At 34.0% G+C, this 18,342-nt stretch carries 17 protein-coding genes and 1 tRNA gene; 3 read left to right on the forward strand and 15 right to left on the reverse strand.

All coding sequences use genetic code 11. The features are described 5' to 3' along the window. Nucleotides 1-13 precede the first annotated feature (13 nt). Nucleotides 14-748 carry a DUF434 domain-containing protein gene (locus tag V3Z67_RS01255; RefSeq protein WP_330441610.1) on the reverse strand — a complete coding sequence of 245 codons (735 nt, stop codon included), beginning with the start codon at nucleotides 746-748 and terminating at the stop codon, nucleotides 14-16. Nucleotides 749-866: 118 nt separating this feature from the next. Between V3Z67_RS01255 and V3Z67_RS01260 the strand changes: the two genes are divergently transcribed. Continuing rightward, nucleotides 867-1,607 carry a hypothetical protein gene (locus V3Z67_RS01260; RefSeq protein WP_330441611.1) on the forward strand — a complete coding sequence of 247 codons (741 nt, stop codon included), beginning with the start codon at nucleotides 867-869 and terminating at the stop codon, nucleotides 1,605-1,607. Between the two features lie 124 nt (nucleotides 1,608-1,731). Next, complete coding sequence (locus V3Z67_RS01265; protein WP_330441612.1) at nucleotides 1,732-1,935, forward strand: (4Fe-4S)-binding protein; 204 nt, start codon at nucleotides 1,732-1,734, stop codon at nucleotides 1,933-1,935. Between the two features lie 51 nt (nucleotides 1,936-1,986). Here V3Z67_RS01265 and V3Z67_RS01270 read toward each other — a convergent pair whose 3' ends face one another. The 3 genes from V3Z67_RS01270 to V3Z67_RS01280 all read right to left on the reverse strand — a co-directional run bounded on the left by V3Z67_RS01270 (nucleotide 1,987) and on the right by V3Z67_RS01280 (nucleotide 5,792). Beyond that, on the reverse strand, nucleotides 1,987-2,769 hold the full coding sequence (locus V3Z67_RS01270; RefSeq protein WP_330441613.1) for a glucose 1-dehydrogenase: 783 nt from the start codon (nucleotides 2,767-2,769) through the stop codon (nucleotides 1,987-1,989). Between the two features lie 88 nt (nucleotides 2,770-2,857). Beyond that, complete coding sequence (locus V3Z67_RS01275) at nucleotides 2,858-4,438, reverse strand: phage tail sheath family protein (RefSeq protein WP_330441614.1); 1,581 nt, start codon at nucleotides 4,436-4,438, stop codon at nucleotides 2,858-2,860. 103 nt (nucleotides 4,439-4,541) lie between these two features. Beyond that, the gene (locus V3Z67_RS01280; protein ID WP_330441615.1) at nucleotides 4,542-5,792 is read right to left on the reverse strand and encodes a pyridoxal phosphate-dependent decarboxylase family protein; all 1,251 of its coding nucleotides are present in this window, start codon (nucleotides 5,790-5,792) and stop codon (nucleotides 4,542-4,544) included. Nucleotides 5,793-6,014: 222 nt separating this feature from the next. Here V3Z67_RS01280 and V3Z67_RS01285 point away from each other — a divergent pair, with 222 nt between their 5' ends. Continuing rightward, a complete protein-coding gene (locus tag V3Z67_RS01285) occupies nucleotides 6,015-6,665 on the forward strand; it encodes a hypothetical protein (RefSeq protein ID WP_330441616.1) in 651 nt (216 codons plus the stop codon). 156 nt (nucleotides 6,666-6,821) lie between these two features. On the opposite strand, the gene V3Z67_RS01290 is transcribed toward V3Z67_RS01285, so the two are convergent. From V3Z67_RS01290 to V3Z67_RS01340, 11 genes are all read right to left on the reverse strand, one after another. After that, nucleotides 6,822-7,703 carry an aldo/keto reductase gene (locus V3Z67_RS01290; protein WP_330441617.1) on the reverse strand — a complete coding sequence of 294 codons (882 nt, stop codon included), beginning with the start codon at nucleotides 7,701-7,703 and terminating at the stop codon, nucleotides 6,822-6,824. A 79-nt stretch (nucleotides 7,704-7,782) separates the two neighbouring features. Continuing rightward, nucleotides 7,783-8,343, reverse strand: a complete 561-nt coding sequence (locus tag V3Z67_RS01295; RefSeq protein ID WP_330441618.1) for a Crp/Fnr family transcriptional regulator — start codon at nucleotides 8,341-8,343, stop codon at nucleotides 7,783-7,785. 175 nt (nucleotides 8,344-8,518) lie between these two features. After that, on the reverse strand, nucleotides 8,519-10,534 hold the full coding sequence (locus V3Z67_RS01300; RefSeq protein ID WP_330441619.1) for a BCCT family transporter: 2,016 nt from the start codon (nucleotides 10,532-10,534) through the stop codon (nucleotides 8,519-8,521). A 183-nt stretch (nucleotides 10,535-10,717) separates the two neighbouring features. Continuing rightward, nucleotides 10,718-10,805 (reverse strand) — tRNA-Ser (locus tag V3Z67_RS01305). A 146-nt stretch (nucleotides 10,806-10,951) separates the two neighbouring features. After that, on the reverse strand, nucleotides 10,952-12,085 hold the full coding sequence (ribB, locus tag V3Z67_RS01310) for a 3,4-dihydroxy-2-butanone-4-phosphate synthase (RefSeq protein ID WP_330441620.1): 1,134 nt from the start codon (nucleotides 12,083-12,085) through the stop codon (nucleotides 10,952-10,954). A gap of 1 nt (nucleotide 12,086) precedes the next feature. Beyond that, the gene (locus tag V3Z67_RS01315; RefSeq protein WP_330441621.1) at nucleotides 12,087-13,562 is read right to left on the reverse strand and encodes an LptF/LptG family permease; all 1,476 of its coding nucleotides are present in this window, start codon (nucleotides 13,560-13,562) and stop codon (nucleotides 12,087-12,089) included. Between the two features lie 8 nt (nucleotides 13,563-13,570). After that, nucleotides 13,571-14,215 (reverse strand): LolA family protein, encoded by a 645-nt coding sequence (locus tag V3Z67_RS01320; RefSeq protein WP_330441622.1) that lies wholly within the window; start codon nucleotides 14,213-14,215, stop codon nucleotides 13,571-13,573. 1 nt (nucleotide 14,216) lies between these two features. Beyond that, a complete protein-coding gene (locus V3Z67_RS01325; protein WP_330441623.1) occupies nucleotides 14,217-16,718 on the reverse strand; it encodes a DNA translocase FtsK in 2,502 nt (833 codons plus the stop codon). A gap of 43 nt (nucleotides 16,719-16,761) precedes the next feature. Beyond that, nucleotides 16,762-17,130 (reverse strand): diacylglycerol kinase family protein, encoded by a 369-nt coding sequence (locus V3Z67_RS01330; protein ID WP_330441624.1) that lies wholly within the window; start codon nucleotides 17,128-17,130, stop codon nucleotides 16,762-16,764. Between the two features lie 12 nt (nucleotides 17,131-17,142). Then, complete coding sequence (gene tpx / locus V3Z67_RS01335; protein ID WP_330441625.1) at nucleotides 17,143-17,640, reverse strand: thiol peroxidase; 498 nt, start codon at nucleotides 17,638-17,640, stop codon at nucleotides 17,143-17,145. 120 nt (nucleotides 17,641-17,760) lie between these two features. Further along, nucleotides 17,761-18,279 carry a helix-turn-helix domain-containing protein gene (locus V3Z67_RS01340; protein WP_442902254.1) on the reverse strand — a complete coding sequence of 173 codons (519 nt, stop codon included), beginning with the start codon at nucleotides 18,277-18,279 and terminating at the stop codon, nucleotides 17,761-17,763. Nucleotides 18,280-18,342 lie beyond the last annotated feature (63 nt).

Here is an 18,342-nt window from a genome sequence, read left to right on the forward strand (position 1 = left end):
GCTGGGGATTTTTTTATGGTTCTATTATATAAGTTGGTTTTGTATTTGGAAACAGGTTATTAATTACATAACTTCCTAAATCAAACCATTGTTTACATTCGTTTAGTATCCACGCGTCTGACGAGCAAACCAGTTTTTCTCCTTCACACAAAAATTTATCGGGAGAATTATCAAGGAGTACTTCCCATTTAAAGTTATGTTGTTGTGCCAGTTCATAACAAAAGCTTTTCATTTTTCCGCTGTTTGATACGGGAGCATCAAATACCCATATCACTTTTTCCAGTTCCAGGTTATCAAATATTTCCCCTACAGTAACAAGTACTTCCTGTGTTTGGCTTACTCTTTTATAAGTACCATGAACAGAAGATATATCCCTGTAACACCCATCAAGACCTCTAAAAATAAATCCTTTTGATAGTAAAGTTTCAAACAGTATTACTACATTAAAACCATCAAGGTAAATAGTTTTACCTTTTAATTCTCCTGGAGTGAGTTCTTTACTTTTTCTGAAAGCAACATCCTGACCGGAAGCAGACATTCCCTGTAATGCTTTTATTTGTCTTGTTTTAAGGCGGTATCGGTTACCTACAAGCCCTACAGATGCTTTTGCAGGGAAATCCCTGCTTAAAAGGTAATACATATCTTTAAGCCCTTCGGTTATTTTTAGCTGTTCTTTTTGGTTACCAAAAAGTTTATCATCTTCAGAGCTTTTGCCTCTGTTTTTAAGTGATTCGGTTTTGCCTTCCAAAGTTACAGGTGTTTGGTTTATAGTTAAATAGTGAAAACCCTTATATTAAATAGGTAGTTTTACCTATAAATAGGTTTCAATATATTGATAATTTTACAGAAACCAAATCTAATCAATTATGGAAATGCCAAAAACAGAAATACCGGTTTTTGATATATATTCTTACCGAAGGATAAGAAGAGCTATAGGTTATTTAGGAATATTTTTACCTATAGTTTTGGTTATTCTCTCATTTATAGATTTTTTTGAGACCAGTGTACAATCGTCAATCAGTCATTATTATTACACCAACTTCAGGGAAATTTTTACCGGTACACTGTGTGCTGTTGGTTTGTTTTTAATACGCTACAAAGGTCATGGTAATCCATCTATATGGAAAAATGATAATTTACTTACCAATATTGCTGGGATAATGGCTATTGGCGTAGCTATGGTACCTACAAACCCCGAGGTTATTACCCAAAAGATATATACTCTTATCCCGTATCCTAATGCTTGGTTGGGAGCGTTACATTATGGTTTTGCCGGAATGTTATTTCTCATTTTTTCACTCTTGTCAATTAATGTATTTACTATAGGACATAAACAAGAAGCAGATGTTCCTAAAAGCGCTGTGAATGAAAATAATATTTACCGTTTTTGTGGTTACTCTATATTAGTATTTATAATAATGGTACCTGTATCGGCAAAGTTTAAACTGTTTCCTTATTCAACATTAATTTTTGAGGCTTTGTCATTATTAGTTTTTGGTATAGCATGGCTTATTAAAGGACGTGCTTTAGGAGACAAAGGTAATTGGGGACAAAAGGTATATGGAGAGTGCAATAAGGTTAATACCGAAAGTTATTTTAATAAATAAAGCCGAGTATATATAATCAATAAAGGTTTTACTTTAGTAATAAAATCATTTTAGATAACATAATTGAAATTTTGTTTTATTACCTGAAATGAAGTAACTTGTAGTAAATAAAAACTATGAAATTATGGATGTTCGTGAATATTCTAACGGAGAGGTTACTATACTATGGAAGCAGAAACAGTGTATACATTCGGGTATTTGCGTAAAAACATTGCCTAAAGTATATAACCCTAAGGAGAGGCCCTGGATTAAACCTGAGAATGCCTCTTCAGAAGAACTGATTGATCAGGTGGCCAAATGCCCGTCAGGAGCATTGAGTATTAAGTAATAAAAAGCCTTCCTGCTGGGGAAGGCTTTTATATTTTAGACTTGTTTTGGTTTATGAATTACCATACAGGTTAGATTCACCACCGTCAATAGCAATGGTTTGTCCGTTAACATAACCATTTTCATCACTGATTAAAAATGATACTAACTTCCCTACGTCTTTAGGATCACCTAGTGCTCTGGTAGGGTTACGCTGTGCATATTCTGCTTCAGCGGCTTTTGGATCATCCGGATTTACCTGTTTAAAAGCTTCGGCTACCATTGGTGTTAATATGGCACCAGGGGCTATGGCATTGGTTAAAATTCCGTCTTTACCATATTCTATAGCTGCATTTTTAGTCATACCTGACACTGCATGTTTACTAGCCACATATGGAGTTTGATTTAATACCCCGCGTATACCGCCTACAGATGCTACATTTACAATACGTCCGTACTTTTGTTTTTGCATCACAGGTATTACATATCGCATACCATAATAAACTCCCATAAGGTTAATGTCTATAACTTTTTTAAAGATATCCACATCATATTCGGTTAAGGGAGCCTGTCGTCCTTCTATACCGGCATTATTGTAAAAACCATCTATTCGACCGTATTTTTCTACAGCTTTGTTAACATAGTTTTTAACCTGTTCTTCGTTTGAAACATCAGCTTTTATTGAAATAGCATCTAGTCCGTTATTATCAGAATCCAGCTTTTCAAAAGCTTCTTTCAGGGCATCCTCATTATAATCAACTAAAACTAATTTTGCTCCTTTTGAAGCTAATTCTTCGGCGGCTGCAAAGCCTAATCCCATAGCGGCACCAGTAATAATAATAACTTTATTTTTCATAGTGATAATTAAAAATTTAAATATTATCCTATAAAATTACTCAATCCCTCAGAGAAATTATTTTAATAAAGTATTAATGTTTTTGTATTTAACTACTCACAGCCATTTGCTGCTGTAGTGTAATAACAATAAATTCTGCCGGATGCGTAACTGCCACTTTAATTGTAACATTCATGAATCCGTTAAGTATATCTTCGGGAGTCATTGTAGTACCTAAACCACATTCAACCGAAAAAGCATCTGATGTCTTTACGCCCTGTAATCCCCCTTCTTTCCATAAAGAGGTTAGAAAACTACTAATACACGATTTTACTGCCGACCAGGTATTTACTGTATTAGGTTCAAAAACATAAGCCTCCATAGCCAGTTTACAGGATTGCTGTATATAGGACACTGTTCTTCTTACAGAGATATACCTCCAGTCATTACTGTTGCCATCAAGTGTTCTTGCTCCCCAAACTAATATTCCCCGTCCGTTAAAAAAACGTATTGCATTTACTGATTTACCACTAACGGCATCTATATTTAAATTAGCCTGTTGGGCATCATTAAGCTTTATAGGAAGCGAACTAGCTCCTACAATAGATGTATTGGCGGGTGCGTTCCAAACTCCAACTGTATTATCTGTCACTGTTATTACTCCTGCCATTCCACCACTTGGAGGTAACATGTTAACATTAGCAAGTATATGTTTTATAATTTGGGAATACGTTTTACTTACATTTACAAGAGCATTATTGTATTGTGAAACGGTTAAAGCATCTTTCCCCGGATTTTGAATAGTATTCAATAACTGATTAAGGGTATCGTTGTTATCGTCACCTTCTTTTAGTATAGCTGCCAGTTGTTTTATATCTCCGCCAAAAAGATTAGTATAATCAATTTCATTACTTTGCATTACTGTTGTACCTACAAAAGGGTAGTAGGCAGCCCCATAGTTTAATCCGTTGTTGCTGGTATTGTTTCTAAAGGTTTCAATGTCATTAGTGTAAAGTATAGGGTCGGGATTATTACCACCTATAATATCAAATATAGATATAGGGTTTTCTTTTTCTGTACATTGCAATAACATTTTTTGCATAAGAGTTCCGTTATCGGTTACAGATAATAGTGTTGCTTCGGGGCAGATGTACATGGTAGGCTCCTCTTCATTTTGAAGTAAAGCCAAGCCTTTTAAAAGGTCATTTAATTTTACATTAGGATTTACTATGTTTTTACCAATAGCAGCAGGGGTCCCAGAAGGTTCACCATATCCTCCTACAGAAACAATATAAGCATCACCACCACCATTTTCATAAAATAGCCTGATACTATTGTATAAATAGTAAATAGTATTGGGATCAGGAACAATGGAATAAAAAGTACCGTTTATCTGTAAATAGTCGCCACTTGTAGGTTCTGTATCCTGTTTTACCAGATAATACTGTGGATTATATTGTTTTGAAGGATCTGCCGGAGCTGCAGCATCCGGTATACAGTATATGGCTTTGAATTTAGCGAATGAAGTTATTTTTAGTGCCTTATTAGTGTATGATTTTCCTTCATATTCAGCCTGTGGTGTATATCCTATAAAGGCTGGCATGGCAGTAGGTACCGGTACAACAGAATTAGTAAATGCATTGATTTCATTTATATATACTCCCGGAGTTTTAAGGTTTGATTCTAGCATGGGTATGGTTAATTAAGTACATCTCAAATTTAATTACTTAATAATTATAATTATACCGTAATACTACCTGTTTGATTTTTTTAGGTATAAATGCCTGATTTATTTAACTGATAACAGAAACATTTCTGGCAGCCTTAAGTTCATTTATAAACTGCAATAAATCTTCTACCTCAACATGTCCCATTACAATGATTTTATACCACTGATTTGTTTCATCATGTTTTTGGGGTACTAAATCAAATTTGTGAGCCAGTTCTTCAGGGATGCCTTCAGCCTTAATGGTTACGATATTCATATATGGATTCCTAAAGTATTTTATACCCAACTCATCTAATTGATTACATAGCCATGTTGTTCGCATTTGGAGTATACTTATTTTTTCAAACCACGCATGTGGACCGTAAGTAGCAAGTATTGCCCAAACCGCAACAGCGTTGGTTCCCGATCGGCTGCCACACAGGGTTAAATCCATTCCCTCAACATACTCGGCTTCTTTGGTCAATACATTTTCAATAAGTCCTTTACGACAGATAAAAATCCCGGTACCATAAGGTGCCTGTAACATTTTATGGGCATCTATTGTTATAGAACTAATGTTTGGGTTATTAAAGTTTATATCGCTGTTTGTATTACTAAACGGATATATAAATCCGCCGTAAGCAGCATCAATATGTAGTTTGAAAGGTAGATTGTTTTGTTCCATTACAGCTACATAAGTATTTACATCATCTACAGACCCGAACATGGTAGTCCCCATGTTGGCTACTATGATGAAGTATTTTTTACCGTTAGTGATTGCTTTTTCAATACTGCTTTCTAAAGCCGGTTTTTTAACCGATCTATTTTCAAAATCGACAGGTATTTTAATGAAATCAATCATTAACAGGTTTGAACCTTTTGGGATAGAGTAGTGGGTATCTTCCGATGCTATTATGGCTATTTCATTAGGAGAAGCATTTAATTCGTTTATAAAGTAATTTCGGTACACCCATAATGCCTGTATGTTAGCTTCGGTACCTCCCGGAGCTATATAGCCGTCAAATGAATCAGGCTGAGCCTTAAAAATATCAACAGCTACTATATTGAGTACTTCCTTTTCAATATCCTGAGTGCCTTTAAAAGCTTTTTCAGATGTGCCAAAGGTATGGCAGCCTATATGATTTGGGTTTGCTACAAACGATTGCAGTACGGGACTGTCTTTTAAAAACGGAGCCTCGTCGTTAAAAACCTTTTCGTCCAGCTGTGATGCTGGATATCCAAGGGAAGGATCTTCAGAGAAGTTTACGTTGTTGTGTAATGCTTTTTTAATATGTTTTAAGCGCTCGCTGTGTGTAAATTTTTTCCAGTATTCCATCTTAATTTGTTTTAGGCAAATTAAGATGTTAGTGTGAACTTAAAATATGATATATGTCATAAGTCAATTGTACATGCAAAAACCCGAATCATAAAATATAACTCACTCAATGATTTGATAATCGATTAATACTAAAAACCGTTTATTTGAGTTTATTCTTATAAAAAAGAACTAATTTTAAATATTTATAAAATAGAGTTTATAGAGAATACAAAAATTGATATGGCTATAGTCACAAAATATTTAAGTGAAACGTTAGATCCTATTACAGAGGATGAACGATTAACATATGAAGGGTATTATGAAGATATTTATATAGATGGGTTTTTAAAAAAAAGAACTCATCTTGGAAATTCTCGTAAAGGTAGATATAGAATTACGCACTATTTTTTAAATGATAGTGAAGATATTAATACTATACTTAATGAGTTTTGTGATCCTATTTTGAATAAAAGGTGTATTATATATAATAACATGCAAACTAATGGTCATTATACTTTATGGGACTGGACAGAGTATTCATTAGAGAAAGTTATAAAATTTAAAGGAAAAACTGTTTTTGATTCAAATAACAGAAGATTTGTAGATATAGATTACGATATAAATACAAATGTTATAAAAGAGGCATATAAGTATTTCTATGAAAATGTTTATGAGGGAGAGTTATCTGACAGGTTGCTTGAGTTTAGTTATTTTGAAAATGGAGAGCTAGAATATATATCTGATATAAAGAACAGGTTTGATTATGTAAAACCTGTTGATTTAACTCAGTTTTTAGCAGATACACATTTTTCACAAGTTGATTTTCCCTGGGATCAGCATACCTATTACCATAATTTATACCCGTTATTTCCAGAAGGGGATACCGTTTAAACGTAATATGTCAATTCAATTAGTAAATGAAAAAATGTTGTTCTGCATTATTTTTATTTCGTTCATTATTAAGTTAAGTAAGCTACTTTAAAAATAATAGGAAAGAATAAAAACCAAAAGGCACAGCTAAACCATACCTTTTTGTTTTATGACGGATTATCCTAAAAATGCCATATCTTCATCGGTAAGACTTATATCAAAAGCTTTAATGTTTTCATTTAAGTGATTCAGTTTTGAAGTCCCTGGAATAGGTAAAATCAAATCATTATAATGTAATAGCCAAGCTAGGTTTATTTGTGCCGGTGATACATTGTATTTTTTTGCAATCTCAGCGATTTTATTTTCCTTGTTGTGTAAAGAGCTTTGTAATGAGAAAAACGGAATCATAGATATGTTATTAACTATACAAATGTCCATTACTTCCTGCAGTCCTCTTATTTCCATTCCGTGTGCCGAAAAACTTGTGCGTCGCTCATAGCCAAATGCATTTTCAACACTGGCTACATTTCCCATAGTTAAAGCCTTATTTAATTCTTCCGGTGTTACGTTGCTCAAACCTACATGCATAATTTTTCCTTCTTTTTGCATCTCGAACATGGCATTCAATGATTCTTCAAAAGGTGTAGTTGAGCCAGGCATTACACGGAAATGTACCAGTTGTATCTGTTCTGTTTTTAGGGTTCTCAAATTATTTTCAATACTGACCCTTAAATCCTCAGGTTTATCATAAACGCCCCAGCTTTTATCTTCACCTCTGTTTGCACCTACTTTTGTACATATTACCAAGTCGTTTTTATAAGGATATAACGCTTCTTTAATAAGTCGGTTAGTTACATCCTGTCCGTAGTAATCGGCTGTGTCTAAAAAGTTAATTCCTTGTTCAGAAGTTGTTTTTAAAATTTGTAAGGCTTCATCTCTGTTTTTAGGCTCACCCCAAACATACTCTCCGGGTAACTGCATAGTGCCATAACCTAATCGTTTTACAGTTAATGGGGTATTTGTATTGGCACCAATTGTAATTGTTTCTTTAAAACTCATTTTTTTTACTTTTTTTGATTAACAATACAAAGTTCTATTAAATGGAATTTAAAACATTTGCCATTTGGCAAAAAGTAACTTAACGGATATTTTTTCGAATCCTGCTTAGTGACGATTGCGTAACTCCAAGATAAGAAGCTATATAGGAGAGGGGAATGCGATTTACAAGTGTTGGAAATTTTTCTAAAAACATAAGGTATCGTGTTGTGGCATCTTCAGAAACCAGCGAACTCATCCTGTCTACTTTTTTTATTAAAGCATTATTAAATATTTTATTGGTAATAGAGTCCCAGTCTATAATTGTATTAGAGAGTTCTTTCCATTGCTGTTGGGAAAAAACAATCAGTTTACTGTCAGTAGCAGCCTGTATGTATTCAGTAAAAGGTTCAGCACCGTAAGGGTTTGCTATAAAGTGCTTTTCCTCAATAAAATACTTAGTAATTTCTTCCCCTTTTTTGTTGTAGTAACAAATACGAAAAACCCCTTCTAAAACAAAAGCATAGTAGTCAAACTTTTTACCGGCTTCAGCAAAATATTCATCCTTATGCAATTCCCTCTCAGTTGAATTTTTTGAAATAAGTTCAATTTGCTGTGCATTTAAATTGCTAAACTGTAAAATATATTCAATGAGCTGTTCCATTTGGTAAAGTTAGCAATCATTATGCAGGAAGTTTTTGTCATTTGGCAAAAATAAATAGTGATTACAAGATTAATACAACCGCATTTTCAGTAAAGTATATAAAAATCATAATCCCGACTACCTTTAATAGTCGGGATTATTATATTAATTGTCAACCTATTTTAGTACGACTCATTTATTTCATTTTTCTGTTGTTATTGCTACTTATAAACATTTCATTTTTTTGTTCGGTTATAATTTCAATAAACCTTTCGTAATGCTTTAATACATCAGATATCAATTCGTTTTTTGTAAACAGTCGAACATCATATCCTTCGCGGGCATCTCCAAAGTATGCATAAGGGTAAAAGGTTTTATTTTCATCTATATCGGGTAAGTTATCTTCATTAATAAGATATTCAGAAACACTTCTCGACTTATTTTCTACACCATAAATAAAGTTGTTTACTATATCATAATGAATTTCAATTTCAACTCTTTTTGGATTTTCGTATTCATTTATTTTGGTCTCTATTTCATTGCTGTTAAATTCTTCCTGAAGCTCAATAAAAGCGCGTTTTACCTTTGTTTCTATAAAATCATCAACTGTATTTTTATCATTAAAAGAGATAATTTGTTTTAAACGTTCTTTCCAGAACTCTCCCGACCAGGAAACGGTTGATACCGAAAACTCTCTGTCATAATAATTTTGATCTATTGTTAGAGCTTTAGTAAGGCTTATCATAAATAGTATTATAATAACCGAAAAGGGTAATGCAGTTATTAACGTCATGCTTTGTAAAGCTTTTAGACCTCCGGCATTTAAAAGGAAAAGTGATAATACTGCAAGTAGGCACCCCCATAATACAGTTTGCCATTTTGGTGAAACTTTTGCATTTTTTGTAGCGATACTGTTCATTACAAATATCCCGGAATCGGCAGAGGTTACAAAAAATATAATTATAATGGCAATTACCAAAAAGCTCACAATGGCAGGGAAGGGTAGGTATTCTAAAAAGCGAAACATTAGCGCATCGGGATTATCGGAAAGCCTACTAAGTGCTCCTTTTGCTTCATGCAAATCAAACCATATAGCGCTGTTACCAAAAACTGACATCCAGATAAAATTGAATAGGGTAGGAAGTATAAGTACAGCCGAAATAAACTCCCTTATTGTTCTCCCTTTTGAGATTTTAGCTATAAACAAACCTACATAAGGTGACCATGATATCCACCATGCCCAGTATAAAATAGTCCAGTTGTAAAACCAGGGTAATGTTTCCTCGTCATAAACATGAGTACTAAAGGTAAGATTAAAGAAATTGTTGATGTAGTTACCTATACCTTCGGTAAAGCTTCCAAGTAAGTATACTGTTGGTCCTAGTAACAAAACAAAAAGTAATAGAATAATTACACTGATTATATTGATGTTACTTAATAGCTTCACTCCTTTATTAACTCCGGCAACAGCCGATATAATTGAGATAGTGACCAATATGCTTACAATTAGTATTTGATTGATAAAACTATTATCTGAGACTATATTTAATGTTTGTAGTCCTGAATTGATTTGTACCACACCAAATCCCAGAGTAGTTGTGATACCGAAAAAAGTACTGCATAAAGCAAAAATATCAATGGCATTACCCAGTTTTCCGTTTATCTTGTTTTTTAGTAATGGATAAAAACAACTTCTAAGAGATAATGGTAACCTATACCTGTAAGCGAAATAGGAGAGGGATAAGCCAACTATTCCATATATAGCCCATGCATGTATGCCCCAGTGGAAAAAAGTGTAAAGCTGAGCATTTTTTGCCCTATTAATGTAATGGCTTCCTGAAAATATTTCGTTAGAATAATGCTGCATTGGCTCGGCTACACTAAAATACATTAATCCTATTCCCATTCCTGCAGCAAATAACATTGAAATCCATGAGAAAAAAGAATATTCAGGTTTACTGTCATTTTTTCCCAGTTTTATATTACCATATTTGCTAAACATTAAATAAACAAGGAAGATTACAAATATGGTAACTGCCCAAACGTATACCCAGTTGAGATTAACGAATATGAAGCCTTTTATTGAGTTTAAGGCGTTTTCAGTTAGTTTAGGGTAAATTGCAGATAGTAGAGTTATAAAAATTATAAAAATTAGGCTTGGCAGAGTTACACCTTTATTAAATGTGGTTCTTAACCTGGGAAACTTTATCATTGAGTATTTTTGTTTTGTGGAGTGAGTAAAATAACAATTCTAAATTTAATAATCAAGAATAAAATTTACCGTTTCTCATAAAGAGAATTACGATGGAATTTTTGGATAGAATAGATGCTAAAAACAAAAAACCTCAAAGTTTAACTTTGAGGTTTTGATTTAAGTTTCTTTTGAAACTTCTTTTGGCGGAGAAAGAGGGATTCGAACCCCCGGACCTGTTACAGTCAACGGTTTTCAAGACCGCCGCATTCGACCGCTCTGCCATTTCTCCAGTATGTCGCTCTCATTCCCTGATTGCGGTGCAAATATAGAAAGCTTTTCCGGTTTTCAAAAACATTTCAGGTAAAAAAAATAAAATATTTTCGTGTTATTTTTTAAGCCTTTCATTTCCTTTAAGTTAAGAAAAAAATATTTTTCTTAATATTCAACATACTCACTTATTTCTAAGCCATAGCCTATCATACCTACACGTTTTGTTTGTGCAGAGTTAGTTAGTAAACGTATTTTTGAGATATCAATATCATGTAAAATTTGTGCACCGATACCAAAATCCTTCACATCCATCTTAACTTGAGGTGCTTTATTTACACCTTGTGATTGTAATTCTTTTAATTCTTTAATACGATTTAAAAGTTCAGACGGTTGGATTTCCTGATTAATAAACAATATAGCGCCTTTTCCTTCCTTGTTAATACGTTTAAACATATTATCAAGCTTTCTGTCGGCATCGTTCGTTAAAGTGCCTAAAATGTCGTTATTAACCTGAGTAGAGTTAATTCTAGTAAGTACAGGTTCTCCTTTATTCCAACTACCTTTAGTTAAGGCAATATGCACTTGCTTATTTGTTGTTTGAAGATAGGCTCTTAATCTGTAAGTTCCAAAACGGGTTTCAACCTCAAAATCCTCTTTTTTCTGGATAAGGCTGTCATGTTGCATCCTGTAAGCTACAAGATCTTCAATAGAAACTAGTTTAAGATCAAATTTTTGAGCTACTTCATATAATTCAGGTAGTCGGGCCATAGAACCGTCTTCCTTCATTATTTCGCAAATAACACCGGCCGGACTAAACCCTGCAAGCCTGGCAAAGTCAATAGCAGCCTCTGTGTGACCTGTTCTCCTTAACACACCACCTCCTTTAGCAATAAGAGGAAAAATGTGCCCTGGTCGTCCTAAATCATATGGTTTTGTTTCAGGCTTTATTAGCGCCTCAACAGTCTTAGCTCTGTCGTGTGCAGATATACCAGTGGTCACACCATTACCTTTTAAGTCGATAGACACTGTAAAAGCAGTTTCCATACTGTCGGTATTATTACTTACCATAGCATGAAGGTTAAGTTCTTTACAGCGTTTTTCGGTTAGGGGAGTACATATAAGGCCTCTACCGTGTGTTGCCATAAAGTTTATCATTTCGGGAGTAACTTTGTCGGCAGCAGCTAAGAAATCGCCTTCATTTTCTCTGTCTTCATCATCTACAACAATAATTACTTTACCGTTGCGAATATCTTCTATAGCTTCTTCTATAGTATTTAGTTTTATATTTTCGGCAGACATTTTATTCTTCGTTTGATTTTAACTTAAATAATTTTTGAAAAGGTTTAGTTATTTGATGGATTATAGAATCCATATTTATCATACCAATATCATTGGTAGCTCTGTAAGTAAGTAATATGGCTAGCGGAGTCAATACAAAAGATGACATCCAGGAGCCTAAAAACGGAGGTATACCGTTTTCCTGAGCCAGTTTTTTACCAAATGTATTTATAAAGTGGAATATTATAAAAATGATAACGGCAAAAACAATAGGAAGACCAATTCCTCCTTTACGGATAATTGCACCAAGAGGAGCGCCAATAAAAAACATTAATATGCAGGCGTAGGCAATAACAAACTTTTCAAAGAAAGCCAGCCAGTGATTATTTATGTTTTTCATTCTTTCATTTTGAGCAGCTTTACTGTTTTTAATTATGGTGATATTGCTTGTTGTATTATTTGTAGCAATATCCAGTATTCTTTGTTTTTTTGAAGTTGTAAGCAGGCTCAATAAATTATTTTTATCTTTTTTAAGCGTATCTCCTTCTTTTTCAAGATTACTCAAATCTCTTTCAGAAGTACTTATTTTGCGGGAAAGTGTATTTGTAGTACGCTTTACTATATTATCGTGAATTGATTGTGTTTCTTTAGTATAGCTGTTTTGAAGAGAATCAAGAGTATAATTCAGTTCGCTTATATTAAGCATGCTGTTTGTTTGTGAAATTTGCTCTTCATCCATGTTATTTTTATTAAGCATGGAAAGATCAATATTCATTATTTGTTTGCTAAAAGTACTTTTTGCAAAGGGCATTTTTTTCTCATCCCTTACGTTTTTGGTTTTTAGCTCTTCGTAATAATAACCGTCAAACAACTCTAATTGAAGAAGGTTAGATGATTCGCTACTTGTAAGTAAGCCTCTTTCGGCTTTGATTATGGTAGCATATTCTTCTCCTTTTTTTCTTTTGTGGATAGTAACACCAGTTAGCTGTTCACCTTTTTCACCATCTTTTTTGTTGACTTTAATATTAAAATCATCGCCTATAGCATTAAACTGACCGGCAGCAATGGCCATTGCAGGTTGTCTTTGGATAATGTTTTTTCTTAGGTTTACAAACTTATATTCTGCCTTAGGAATAACATTGTTAGCAAAAATAAACGCCACAATACTAAGAGAAATAATAAAAATAGTAAGTCCTCTCATGGCACGGCCTAATGAAATCCCCGATGATTTCATGGCTGCAAACTCATAATTTTCGGCAAAGCTACCAAACGTCATTATACTCGCCAGCAATATTGATAAGGGGAGTACAAGGGGAATCATTTTTGGAGAATAAAACAAAAGAAATTTTATTACCAACCAAACACCAAGATCTTTCCCGGCTAATTCGGCAATAAACAACCATACACCCTGTAATATAAATATAAAGAACAGGATTATAAATACAGTGGCAAATGTCGTTATAAACGATTTGAGGATATAGCGGTCTAAAATTTTCACCGGAAAAACTAGTCTAATCTATTAATATAATAATTAGGATATTTACTCTCGGTAAAGGTAAAATGATTTTTTGACAATGGCTGATTAGTTTTAAAAGAATTTATGGTAAATGTAGTTTTACCGCCATCATCGTCTACCTCAATAAGATTGTAAATATGTTTTGTTTGGATATCAATACCTATAAGTATCTCTTTAACATTGTCTTTCCCTTCGGTAGGTTTTAATTTAACGTACTGTATTTTACGTCCTTTAACGTTTTGTAGTATATCCCATGAGTATTTGTATCCTGAAGTAAAAAACGTAAGCATTTTTGAAGGAGTAAGATCATCTTTTTTCTCACTGTCGTAGCTTGAAATTGTTATTTCTTCATCTTCGGGAACAATATTGTATGTTTTCTTACCGTCAAAAATACGGGTAATTCCCATAAAATTTAAAATATACAAATCTCCCTGCATACAAACATTTCCTTTTGTTTCCTGATTTAGGTTAGTGTTTGGATTAGTATAACTATACTTAAAATCAAAAACGATATTATCGTATCCTTTAATTTTAGAAGATACATCATCCAGCAACTGTTTTGCTTTTTGAGAGTTTTGTGCGCTAAGTGAAAAGGTGATAAAAAATACTATTATTACCTTGATTAATTTGTACATTTTAAAAGTTGTTTTCTTCATTCTTAAAAAATTGCTCCAAAGCCACTAGGTCAGGTATTAAAACATTTCGGGCCTTACTGCCTTCAAACGGGCCTACAATACCTGCTGCTTCCAGCTGATCTATAAGCCTTCCGGCACGATTGTACCCCAGTTTTAATTTACGTTGAAGCAATGATGCCGAGCCCTGTTGTGCTGTAACAATAACTTCGGCTGCTTCCCTGAACATAGCATCTCTTTCAGATATATCATTATCAAGATTGGTGCCACTTTCTTCGCCTACATACTCAGGTAGAAGGTAGGCATCAGGGTAAGCTTTTTGAGAACCTATAAATTCGGTTATTTTTTCTACTTCAGGAGTATCAACAAATGCACATTGTACACGGGTTAAATCGTTACCCTGTGTGTAAAGCATATCACCGCGACCAATAAGCTGATCGGCACCCTGGCTGTCTAAAATAGTACGTGAGTCAATTTTTGAGGTTACCCTAAAGGCAATCCTGGCAGGGAAATTTGCTTTAATAATACCGGTAATAACGTTAACCGATGGTCTTTGTGTTGCAATGATAAGGTGAATACCAATAGCACGTGCCAACTGAGCTAAACGTGCAATAGGGGTTTCTACCTCTTTACCTGCCGTCATAATAAGATCCGCAAATTCATCAACAACCAGTACAATATAAGGCAGAAAACGGTGACCGTTTTCAGGATTAAGTTTACGTTGCCTAAACTTGTCGTTATATTCTTTAATATTTCTAACCATTGCATCTTTTAAAAGGCTGTAACGGTTATCCATCTCAATACATAAAGAGTTTAATGTATTGATTACTTTAGTATTATCGGTTATTATAGCTTCTTCTGTATCAGGAAGTTTAGCAAGGTAATGTCTTTCTATTTTATTGAAAAGCGTAAGTTCAACCTTTTTAGGGTCAACCAATACAAATTTAACTTCTGCCGGATGTTTTTTGTATAGGAGGGAGGTAAGTAATGCATTTAAACCAACCGATTTACCCTGACCTGTAGCACCTGCCATTAAAAGGTGAGGCATTTTTGCAAGGTCTACCACAAATGTTTCGTTTGAAATGGTTTTACCTAATGCTACAGGTAATTCCATTTCGGCATTTTGGAATTTAGGAGAAGCGATAACGCTTTTCATAGATACCATAGTAGGGTTCTTATTAGGCACTTCAATACCAATGGTACCTTTACCCGGAATAGGTGCAATAATACGTATACCTAGAGCTGATAATGATAGCGCAATATCGTCTTCAAGATTTTTAATTTTAGAGATTCGTATACCCGCTTCCGGTACAATTTCATATAAGGTAACAGTTGGACCTACGGTAGCTTTAATTTGTGCTATATCAATCTTGTAGTTCTTAAGTGTGTCTACAATTCGGTTTTTATTTTCTTCAAGCTCTTCCTGATTAATGGTAATGCCACCCGAAGAATATTCTTTTAATAGCTCTATAGAAGGTGATTGATAATTTGACAGATCTAGGGTAGGGTCAAATTCTCCAAAATCGGCCACCAGTTTTGATGCCAGATTTTCTTCTACAACATCTTCCTCTGCCGATTTTTCTATAACAAAAGTATCATCATCGGTTTTAATTGTATCATCATTAGTATCTTCAGGTTCTTTTTCCTTCACAGCAGGATTAAGGTTTATTTCTGAAGAATGACTAATGGTAGGTTTTAATGACTCTTTGTCGATTTCGAAAGCCGACTTAGTCTCGGTAGTTTTTAATTCAATGTTTTCAAGCTCAGGGTCATCTTCCTCGTCATACTCTGGTTCTTCCGCAGCTTTAATATTGTTAGTTGGAAGTGGAGCTGCAGTAAAATTACTTTCTGCCTGTTCGGCAGCCATTTCCTGAAGTTTTCTTTCTTCTTCGGCAGCTTCTCTTTCCTGCTGTCTTTTCTCAAAGTAAGCTTTAATAGCGTCGGGAGAGATTTTAATCCTAAGAATAAGAAATACAACCAAGCCAAAAATCAATACTAATAAAGTACCTGTTTTAGCAAGATAGTCCTGCATGTAAAGGTTTATTTCATAACCTATAACACCTCCTAATTGAGGTAGATAGCTGTTAAAGAAACCGAATAATACAGATAGTATTATTGCCAGGTATAAATCCCAGAAAAGTGTTTTTTTAAGTTTGCTTACAGGTAAATCTAATACAAGATAAGAGCCAAGTAAAAAGAAAAAGCGAATAAAAATAAACGATGCTACACCAAAGCCACGGTATAAAAATAAGTCAGCAAGATAAGCACCAAACTTACCCAGCCAGTTATATACTTTTTCCTGCCTGTCACCTAAAACTGTAAGTCCGCTTTGGTCAAAATCACCATAGAGGAAATAGGAAACAAATGAAAGTAACAGTGCTATTGAAAAAAGAAAAAACAGTGCTCCCAGCAAAACCTTTTGTGATCTTGATAGTTGAAATTTCTTTTTTTCTGAAGCAGGTTTAGCTTCTTTTTTATCGGTATTTTTTTTGTTGCTTTTTGCCATTTATAAACTTGATCTACTTGTAAAAATAGAATAAAACCTTAAATCAGCAGAAAAATTTAGGGTAATAAATTATTATGCCTACTATAACAGCACAAAGTGCCGCAAAAAATACGGCACCGGCTGCAATGTCTTTTATGAATCCTATCTTTTCGTGATATTGCGGATGAATGAAGTCGGCTATTTTTTCTACAGCAGTATTAAGTCCCTCTATACTTAAAACCATCCCTATAGCCAGTGTTTGGAAAAGCCATTCGGTAGCAGATATTTCAAAATAAAAACCTGCTATTGTTACCAGTACACCAATTGACGCCTGTACCATTATACTGTGTTCGGTGGCTATAAGTTTACAGGCACCCTTAAAAGCATAGGTAAAGCTTTTAATCCTGCCGCTAATAAACCTGTTGTCCTTCATTAAAGAGAATTATTAAAGTGCTGCAAGAGCATTTTCATAATTAGGCTCGTCTGCAATTTCAGAAACCTGCTCAGTATATTTTACGTTACCGTTTTCATCTAATACTACAACAGCACGTGAGTGTAATCCTTCAAGAGGTCCGTCTGCAATTGTAAGACCATAGTTATTTCCAAAAGCACCGTCTTTAAAATCAGAAAGTGTAATTACATTATCAAGGCCTTCTGCACCACAAAAACGCTTTTGAGCAAATGGTAAATCGCGTGAAATACAAAGTACTTTTGTGTTTTCAAGAGAAGCGGCCTGCTCGTTAAATTTTCTTACAGATGTAGCACATGTTCCTGTATCAATGCTTGGGAAGATGTTAAGTACTAATTTAGAGCCTTTAAAGTCAGCAAGTGAAACTGGTGAAAGATCTGCTTTTACAAGTGTAAATTCTGGTGCAGCTGTACCGTTTTGAGGCAGCTCGCCTGATGTTTTTATCGGATTTCCTCCTAAAGTTATATTAGCCATTTTAATAGATTTGATTAGCTAACAAAAGTAAGAAAATATATTATAAGAAGAAGGTGGTAGCTTTAGTTTTATAAATACATTAAGAGTATAAAAAACTATTTTAAGCTAACTGTTTAAAGACTAAAGCTCGTCTATTTTTTTACGTTTGGTTTCTTTTATTGTTTTGTAATGAGTAGGAGTGAAGCCTGTTATTTTTTTAAACTGACTAGACAAGTAAGCAGCACTACTGTACCCCATTTTGTCGGCAATCTCATTAAGAGACATTTCATCATAAACCAAAAGCTCTTTTACTTTTTCTATGCGTTGTGCTATATAATATTTTTCGATAGTTGTGCCTTCAATGTCTGAGAACAGGTTACTAAGGTAAGTATAGTCATAATGCATTTTTTCGGACAACCAAAACGAAAGGTTTTGATTAAGTACTTCGCCTGAATGATGTATAAGAGCTATAATCTCATTTTTAATCTGTTCAATAAGCCTGCTTCTCTTATCGTTGATTATCTCAAAACCTAAGCGGGTAAGTGACTCTTCCAGTTGTTGCAATTGTGAGACAGATAAATCACCATCTATAGTTACTTCTCCCAGTTCTATTGATTTTACAGAGGCTTTTATGGCTTCGAGCTCAGTTCTAACCGCCATAATACAGCGATTACAAACCATGTTTTTTATATAGAGTTGCATAGTGATTTTAATATTTAAACA

The sequence above is a fragment of the Flavobacterium sp. C4GT6 genome (genome assembly GCF_036347315.1).
GTDB lineage: Bacteria > Bacteroidota > Bacteroidia > Flavobacteriales > Flavobacteriaceae > Flavobacterium.